This is a genomic window from Candidatus Neomarinimicrobiota bacterium (assembly GCA_034716895.1).
GTDB lineage: Bacteria > Fidelibacterota > UBA8477 > UBA8477 > JABMPR01 > JABMPR01.
Map to the genome: position 1 here is coordinate 11,566 of JAYEKW010000036.1, position 7,900 is coordinate 19,465.

The window sequence follows — 7,900 nt, forward strand, 5'->3', positions numbered from 1 at the left end:
GATTGGGTTGCAGATATTCCCGATAGAATTCGTCTGCACTCTCGGCGAATGGCTGGAGTTCCCGGCCATGATAAAAGCTCAGCATTGCTCTAGCCATCCGATGCTCATTGATCACACCGGCTTTCCATAGGGCCATAACCATAATCATTTTAAGAATAAAGGCTCTGGTAAGATAGCCTTGCTCCTGTAAAACTTTAAATCCGATGCCAGCACTATCAATGGCTAACAGCGTTTCATCGAAGTCAAAAAAGGCAGCTACGGAGCAGGAATGCTTTTTAAGATTCATGGACAATTTCAATTCTTACATATTTTTGGTCAATTACAGGTTTGCGCTCAACACTTCAGTGACTATTTACCATGATAACGGAGTAAACAATCACAATATGGATGTTGACGGAAAGGCTTCCTAATAATAAAGAATAAAAATTTAGCTTGGTATAAAACGGTTGTTATACCAAATTTAGTTTCCTTTGCGCGTTCCAGGTAATTCTGTTAGTGTGTCTTCATTTGTCTTTGCGAGGACTGTAAGGACTGCTTGCCACGGCGTAGCCTGGAAGACGGGTGGCAATCCATCTGCGCATCTGCTACAATGGATAAATCTCCAAGTTTAGTCACAATTTTGAGATCGCCGCGCGCTGCTCGCGAAGACACAAAACGCGCATTTAGAACTGAAATTGGTGTTATACCATATCCAGTTTTCCGGGCGCATCGTAGCACCAAAAGTTTCCTCTCTCTCATAAGGTTCATTTGGCAAAATAGTTACTCACGAGCTGTTTAGGTTTGTTAAGAATATAAACAAACAAAGCTTGCTTCACCTGTCTAGACATGTTATCATCCGTACCTAATCAAAAATCAAGGATTTTACATGGATATCATTCAACATTTCATCAAAAAAGCTCAGGGGAATCCAGCCCGGATCGTCTATCCGGAAGCAACCGATCCCCGTATCCTGGAAGCTGCTGTAAAAGTTCACGAGCTGGGTATCGCTCAACCTATTCTGGTCGGCAATGTACAGGCCGTGACTGACATGGCCAATGAGCTTGGATTTGTTCTGGACGGGATCGAGATCATTGACAGCAAGACCGATGATCGCTTAGGAGACTATGCCCGGGTCTACGCTAAAAAACGAGATATGCGGGAAGCCATTGCTAAAAAGCTGGTTCGCAAGCCCACCTCCTTCGGGGGCATGATGGTCAGCACAGGCGATGCAGATGGCATGGTTGCTGGCGTTGCCACCGCCACCAGCATTGTGATCCAAACCGCCACCCTGACTGTGGGTTTTCAGGAAGGCTTATCAACGCCCTCCAGTTTCTTTATCATGATCATCCCCGAATTTCAAGGTGAGCAGGACAAGATCTTTATCTTTGCCGATTCTGCAGTGAATATTCAACCCAACGCCCAACAATTAGCCGAAATAGCCATCGCTTCCGGCAGCAACGCTAAAGCCCTTTTGGGAATCGACCCAAAAATTGCTTTTCTGTCCTTCTCCACTCAGGGTTCTGCCGGCCATGCTGATGCGGATAAAGTTGTGGAAGCGCTGGGAATCGCCAAGAAAATCAGACCTGAGTTTGATATGGATGGAGAATTCCAACTGGATGCTGCCATTATTCCAAAAGTTGCTGCCAAGAAGGTTAAAGAGAGCGAAGTAGCCGGACAAGCCAACGTCCTCATTTTTCCCGATCTGGATTCAGGTAATATCGGCTACAAACTGGTGCAGTATATGGCTAACGCCAAAGCTATTGGACCCATTCTTCAGGGCTTCGCCAAACCGGTAAATGATATGAGTCGTGGAGCTAGTGTTGAGGATCTTGTTGCCGTTTCTGCTATTACATCTGTCCAGGCAAAAGGATAGAGACGTAGCCATGCTACATCTCTACTAAAGGGAAATGAATTTATGAAAATACTGGTCTTCAACTGCGGCAGCTCCTCCATCAAATTCAAACTGTTCCAGATGCCCGAAGAAACGGTTCTCGCAGAGGGTGCTCTAGAACGCGTTGGCAGTAAAGATGCCTCAGCCACCCTCAAAACGCCCGGAGGGTCCATTGAGACCAAGCTGGCCATCGCCGACTATCCTCGTGGGTTTGTCATTATTAAAAATTTACTTCTCGACCCAAATAACGGTGCATTAACCTCCCTTTCTGAAGTCAGCGCCTGTGGTCATCGAGTTGTTCATGGTGGTGATAGTTTTGGTGGTTCCATGCCTATTGATGATGAGCTTGAACAGGGTATTGAGGCAGTTTTTGAGTTGGCACCCCTTCACAATCCACCGAACCTTACCGGCATCCAGCAAGCTCGAGCAATGTTTGGAGACATTCCCCAAATGGCTTGTTTTGATACCGCTTTTCATCAATCGATCCCAGAAAAAGCTTATCGCTATGCACTTCCAGAGGAGCTGTATATCGACCACAAGATCAGACGTTATGGCTTTCATGGAATGTCTCATCAATTTGTGGCCAGACAAGCAGCCAAGATGTTGGGGAAACACAAGTATTCTGTGAATCTGATCACTTGTCATCTGGGTAATGGCTCTTCAATCGCAGCGATCAGGGATGGTCATTCCATCGATACCAGTATGGGCTTGACCCCTCTTGAGGGTCTGGTCATGGGTACCCGCAGTGGCGATCTGGATCCTGGAATCATTTTTTACCTCCACCGCAAGGGTTATGACACCAACAGCCTGGATACCTTGCTAAACAAAAAGTCCGGCCTCCTGGGTATCTCAGGCAGCTCAAATGATGTCCGTGATCTGGAATTGAAAGCAGATGGTGGTGATGACAAGGCTGCTCTGGCTTTGGATATCTTCGCCTACCGGATCAAGAAATATATTGGAGCCTACATGGCCGTTTTAAACCGGGTTGATGCCATCATTTTTACAGGCGGCATTGGCGAAAATGGCGTTGCCATGCGTTCGCGGATCCTGGCTGATATGGATCAACAGGGCATCATTATTGATGATACCAGAAATGTCCTTCACAAGGGAGAACCTGGTGAAATTCAAGCAGCTACTTCCAGGATAAAGGTCATGGTCATTCCCACTAATGAAGAACTGGCCATCGCCCGTGATACTTATACCATGACGACTAATTTACATTCGTAGAGACGTAAATTGTTACGTCTCTATTACTATTATTAACCCCAGTTTTTGATTCTCCCTACTGCCTGTGCAGGCCAGGAGAACCAAGTAAAAAAGGAGAATTATCATGTCAACCTTAGATCGAATCAAAAATGTCTGCGTTGAATTATTAAAGATAGAAGCCGGCAGGGTTCAGGAAAACTCCCGTTTTGTGGAAGATCTGGGCGCTGATTCCATGCAATCCATTGAGCTTGTGGCTTCTTTTGAAGAAGAGTTCGACATTGAGATGGATGAAGATGCTGCCCTGGGCGTGAAAACAGTGGGTGACGCTGTACGTTTTATTGATAAGGTAATGGCAGAGGGCTAATCCGGTATGAACCAGCCTGAACTACTCCACGGATCTCATATTGATAAGAGCAGCTTCATACCGCTCTATATACAGGTTCGGGATATCCTGAAAGATTTGATCAACACAAGGAAACTGCAGTCAGGCGATCAACTTCCCAGCGAAAATGAACTTTCAGCGACTTTCAATATCAGTCGCATGACCGTAAGACAGGCCATCCAGGAACTCCTTCGGGAAGGATTCATTACTATTCGGCGCGGCGAGGGTACTTTTGTAAGCTCGGTTCCCCATACTCAGATGCTGCTCAAGCTGGAAGGCTTTTCATCTGAAATGGCCAAGCTGGGCTATCGTAATCACTCCAGGGTTTTGGATATCCAAAAAATTGCTTCTTTTGATTCATTTGAGATGGCTTATTCCGGCTTGCAAAAACCTCCTGGAGAACCCCTGATCCAGATTCGTCGTGTGCGGTATGTGGAAGATACTCCCTTTGCCCTGGAAACCTCATACCTCTCATATCGCATTGGCGAAGGGCTGCTGGATCCCCGTATGGATGATGACATGTCCATTTACAACTACATTGAACAGGAACTCCACATCCGTTTATCCAGAGCGGATCATGTGATCCAACCCGACCTGGCTGATGAAGAAGTTGCCCATCATCTGGATATCAACGTCGGTCGCCCCATCTTGAAACTGCATGGCACGACCTTTTCCATGACCAACAAACCCATCGAATATTTAGAAGGTATTTATCGGGGCGATAAGTATGAGCTTAAAGTCGTAATTACCAAATAGGAAAGCATTTTATGAGTAAGCAGAATTTTTTTCACCTAACCCCTGAAGCCATTAATATCCTGAAAAAAAACGGCTGTTGGTCAAGACACTGGGAAAAGGTGAAGGTCTCCAGGGGTTTTGACCCAACCCGGATCGCCGGAACCATCTTTCGTGGTAAAGTTCGGATCGGATCGCTGGATGGTCACTTCATCCCCAGGGATGGCATTCGCCGCTACGCCGGTATTTTTGATGCCAACCTCCATAATGTCACCATTGGTGATAACTGCCACATCTCAAATATCAACGGCTGGCTTTCCAACTTAGTCCTTGAAAAGAATGTCCTGATAGAGGATGTAGGGTCCATTGTCTGCCAGGGTGAAACTGCTTTTGGAAATGGTCACAGCATTGAGGTTCTGAATGAAGGCGGCGGTCGGAAATTAAAGATCACTGAGATGACCAGCGCCCAAACTGCATATCTCTCGACCTTGTACCGGCATGATCCTGACCTGATCAAAGCCCTGGATGACATTGCTGACAAGTATGCTGACAGTGTTCGCTCCGAGTGGGCTACCATTGGTGAGGGAGTCAAGATATTTCATTGTCAGAATTTCGTGAATGTAAATATCGGCCCAGGCGCCATTTTGCGTGGTGTTCAGAATCTGAAGGAAGGAACTGTTGCCTCTGCCCTGGATGCTTCCACTTTTATTGGTGATGGGGTCATTGCCAAAGATTTCATTATTCAAAAGGGCGCTCATGTTACGGATGGAGCCATTTTAAATGGTACCCTTATTGGGGAAGGAACCAAGATCGGGAAACAATTCTCGGCTGAGAACTCTGTTCTATTCTCCAATTCTGAGGGTTTTCATTCTGAGGTCTGCTCTATTTTTGGGGGACCCTATTCCGTCACCCATCATCGATCCACCTTGCTCATTGCCGGTATGTTCTCCTTTTTCAATGCCGGGAGCGGGACCAATCAATCCAACCACATGTATAAACTGGGACCACTGCATCAGGGCATCCTGGAACGGGGGTGCAAAACGGGATCGTCATCTTATCTGCTTTGGCCTTCCAGAGTGGGTGCTTTTTCAGCCATCATGGGGAAACATTATGCCAATTTTGACTCCTCGGATTTCCCCTTCTCCTATGTAAACGAAGATGATGGTAAATCAACATTGGTTCCCGGTATGAACTTCTTTACTGTCGGTACTATGCGGGATGGTCTTAAATGGCCCACACGAGATAGTCGTACAAATACAGATAAACTGGATCAACTGATCTTCAATGTTCTATCTCCCTATACTGCCCAAAAAATGATCAAAGGTCAGGGTATCCTGCTGGATCTTTATGCTGAAGCAGAAAGAGGTCAGGAATATGTGAATCATCAGGGAATCCTAATCAAAAGACTGTTGCTTAAAACCTGTAGCCGTTATTACCGCATGGCTCTGGAAAAATATTTTGGTGACGTGCTAACCGCCAGGCTGCAAGAGAAACCTCTTTCTAAACTGAGTAAATTGATCACGCCTCCTGACACAGCCACTAACGGCGACGCTCTCTGGATTGACATCTCTGGTCTACTTTGCGCCAAACCTCGCATGGACAGCTTGCTGGATACCTTAAAGACCGGCACAACTGCAGACAGTGACTCTCTGCTGCAACAATTTGAATCGATCCATGCCTGCTATGCTGATGATGAATGGAGCTGGGTGCTTCAGGCTTTACCAACAGTCTATGGCTTTGAATCATCTGAACTCACCGTCGATGATCTAAAAACGGTGCTGGAAAAATGGAAGATATCTTCAAACAAGTTGCTGAATATGGTTGAAATGGATGCCTCCAAGGAATTTGAAGGCAACGTTCGCACTGGATTTGGTATTGATGGTTTTCAAGATGAGGATTTTGAGGCTGTCAGGGGTTCTTTTGAGGCCAACTCTTTTAAACAACAATTGGATGACATGCGCCAAAAGATCGAGGATGATCTGGAGCAGAGTCTTGTCATCCTGAATAAACTTTAAAGCGGAGTTAAAATGAGACTTATTATTCAAACCGATTATGATCGTTTAAGCAAGTGGACTGCTAATTACATAGCCAAAAGCATTAATGATTTTGGACCCACAAAAGAAAAACCATATGTCCTTGGATTACCTACTGGCTCCTCACCTGTCGGTACCTATAAGGAGATCGTGACCCTGGTACAAGCCGGTAAGGTTTCTTTTGAACATGTGATTACCTTTAATATGGATGAATATGTAAGCATTCGTGAGGGTCACCCGGAAAGCTACCACTCATTTATGCGCCAGAACTTGTTCAACCACATCGGGATACCAGAAGAGAACATCAATATCCTTGATGGAAATGCCAAAGATCTGCAGGCCGAGTGTGATTCCTTCGAAAAAAAGATAAAAGCCGTGGGAGGCATCAAGCTTTTCCTAGGGGGTATTGGACCTGACGGTCACATCGCATTTAATGAACCGGGATCTTCTTTGCATTCACGAACTCGTATAAAAACATTGACTTATGATACACGTATCGCAAATTCCCGTTTTTTCGGGAACGACATTGAATCCGTTCCGAGGCTAGCTTTGACCGTGGGTGTTGGTACTGTGACTGATTCAGAAGAGGTTGTGTTGATCGTCAATGGGCATTCAAAAGCCCGGGCACTATACAAGATGATCGAAGAGGGTGTCAACCACATGTGGACCTCTTCAGCCCTGCAATTACATCCCAAATCTATGGTTGTTTGTGATGAAGATGCCACCTACGAGCTGAAACATGGAACCTATAATTATTTCAGAGATATTGAGCAGGACAATCTGGAGCCCTTTGAAGTATAATCAAACGATCTAATCAATTGTAGAGACGTAATGCATTGCGTCTCTACAGCCACAAATCATATTTTAAAATCCTCTAATCCATCACGGTTCTGTATCAAAAATTTTATGAGCTCAGGTGCTGTTTTTCCCGCGCTGAGAGGAAACCGATAGACCGGAATGTTTTCTCTTGCCAGAGCCTCTTTCATGTTAGCTCCAACTGCACGAGACAACATCGCATCGACTCCTTTCAAGGGTGCCAGGTAACGTTGATGATTTTCAATCTCCGTTTCATTGTTCTCTTCGTGATAGTGCTCATGCTCATGGTCTTTGGCATGTTCGTTTGAAGCTAGCTTTAGCAGCGTGAACTGCTCATCAATAATTTCAAAAATAGCAAACCAGGGGGCGTGACCCATTCTTTTAGCCACCTTCAACTCTGCTGATTCCACTGCAATTGCAATTTTCATATTTGACTCCATATTTGATAAATAACATTTATTACACTAATTGAATATATTCGGAATGATATCTGGAGAATAGCCAATTTTTCTCCTGCCCCGCATTAATAAATACGAGGCTGAGAAATCTATTTTAAAAGTAACAACTTTTGTGATCTTCGGATCGAACTGCTCTGTATTAAACGACCACAACCTTTAGCTGAATTTCGTCAATAGAGTTACGGCTCATCGTCAGAATGCGTACCTAGGGTCATAGGAAGAAGCGACAAAATGGTGAATGAGACCTGATTTATCTGCTAAAGAAATATCCCGAAGGGATTAAATATGAATAGCTACCCGGCGTCGCTTCCAGCTATGCCGTGGCGGGCTGGGTGCAACCCGTAGTACCTGGAATCAAGAAACAGATCAAACTCTGAAGGAGTTTAACCCTGTCAACCGAGAC

Annotated in this window: 8 protein-coding genes; 6 read left to right on the forward strand and 2 right to left on the reverse strand. The window is 45.3% G+C overall.

Annotated features, from left to right (window positions below; translation table 11 throughout):
• Window positions 1–286 (reverse strand): HAD family hydrolase (locus U9Q77_02650; protein MEA3286264.1); only part of this gene is annotated, 286 nt, incomplete at its 3' end.
• A 579-nt stretch (window positions 287–865) separates the two neighbouring features.
• Between U9Q77_02650 and pta the strand changes: the two genes are divergently transcribed.
• The 6 genes from pta to nagB all read left to right on the forward strand — a co-directional run bounded on the left by pta (window position 866) and on the right by nagB (window position 7,024).
• Complete coding sequence (pta, locus tag U9Q77_02655; GenBank protein ID MEA3286265.1) at window positions 866–1,852, forward strand: phosphate acetyltransferase; 987 nt, start codon at window positions 866–868, stop codon at window positions 1,850–1,852.
• A 42-nt stretch (window positions 1,853–1,894) separates the two neighbouring features.
• Entirely contained in the window at window positions 1,895–3,097 is a 1,203-nt protein-coding gene (locus U9Q77_02660) for an acetate kinase (GenBank protein ID MEA3286266.1), read from the forward strand.
• A 103-nt stretch (window positions 3,098–3,200) separates the two neighbouring features.
• Window positions 3,201–3,440, forward strand: coding sequence for an acyl carrier protein (acpP, locus tag U9Q77_02665; protein MEA3286267.1), 240 nt, complete (start codon window positions 3,201–3,203; stop codon window positions 3,438–3,440).
• A gap of 6 nt (window positions 3,441–3,446) precedes the next feature.
• On the forward strand, window positions 3,447–4,214 hold the full coding sequence (locus U9Q77_02670) for a GntR family transcriptional regulator (protein ID MEA3286268.1): 768 nt from the start codon (window positions 3,447–3,449) through the stop codon (window positions 4,212–4,214).
• An 11-nt stretch (window positions 4,215–4,225) separates the two neighbouring features.
• Window positions 4,226–6,205 (forward strand): DUF4954 family protein, encoded by a 1,980-nt coding sequence (locus tag U9Q77_02675; GenBank protein MEA3286269.1) that lies wholly within the window; start codon window positions 4,226–4,228, stop codon window positions 6,203–6,205.
• Window positions 6,206–6,217: 12 nt separating this feature from the next.
• Window positions 6,218–7,024, forward strand: coding sequence for a glucosamine-6-phosphate deaminase (gene nagB / locus U9Q77_02680; GenBank protein MEA3286270.1), 807 nt, complete (start codon window positions 6,218–6,220; stop codon window positions 7,022–7,024).
• Window positions 7,025–7,080: 56 nt separating this feature from the next.
• Here the strand turns inward: nagB and U9Q77_02685 are convergent, their stop codons facing one another.
• Window positions 7,081–7,467 (reverse strand): NifB/NifX family molybdenum-iron cluster-binding protein, encoded by a 387-nt coding sequence (locus U9Q77_02685; GenBank protein MEA3286271.1) that lies wholly within the window; start codon window positions 7,465–7,467, stop codon window positions 7,081–7,083.
• Window positions 7,468–7,900: the final 433 nt, after the last annotated feature.

Coding starts and splice junctions, on each gene's coding strand:
- pta (MEA3286265.1), top strand. CDS start 866: ATGGATATCATTCAACATTTCATCAAAAAAGCTCAGGGGAATCCAGCC.
- U9Q77_02660 (MEA3286266.1), top strand. CDS start 1,895: ATGAAAATACTGGTCTTCAACTGCGGCAGCTCCTCCATCAAATTCAAA.
- acpP (MEA3286267.1), top strand. CDS start 3,201: ATGTCAACCTTAGATCGAATCAAAAATGTCTGCGTTGAATTATTAAAG.
- U9Q77_02670 (MEA3286268.1), top strand. CDS start 3,447: ATGAACCAGCCTGAACTACTCCACGGATCTCATATTGATAAGAGCAGC.
- U9Q77_02675 (MEA3286269.1), top strand. CDS start 4,226: ATGAGTAAGCAGAATTTTTTTCACCTAACCCCTGAAGCCATTAATATC.
- nagB (MEA3286270.1), top strand. CDS start 6,218: ATGAGACTTATTATTCAAACCGATTATGATCGTTTAAGCAAGTGGACT.
- U9Q77_02685 (MEA3286271.1), bottom strand. CDS start 7,467: ATGAAAATTGCAATTGCAGTGGAATCAGCAGAGTTGAAGGTGGCTAAA.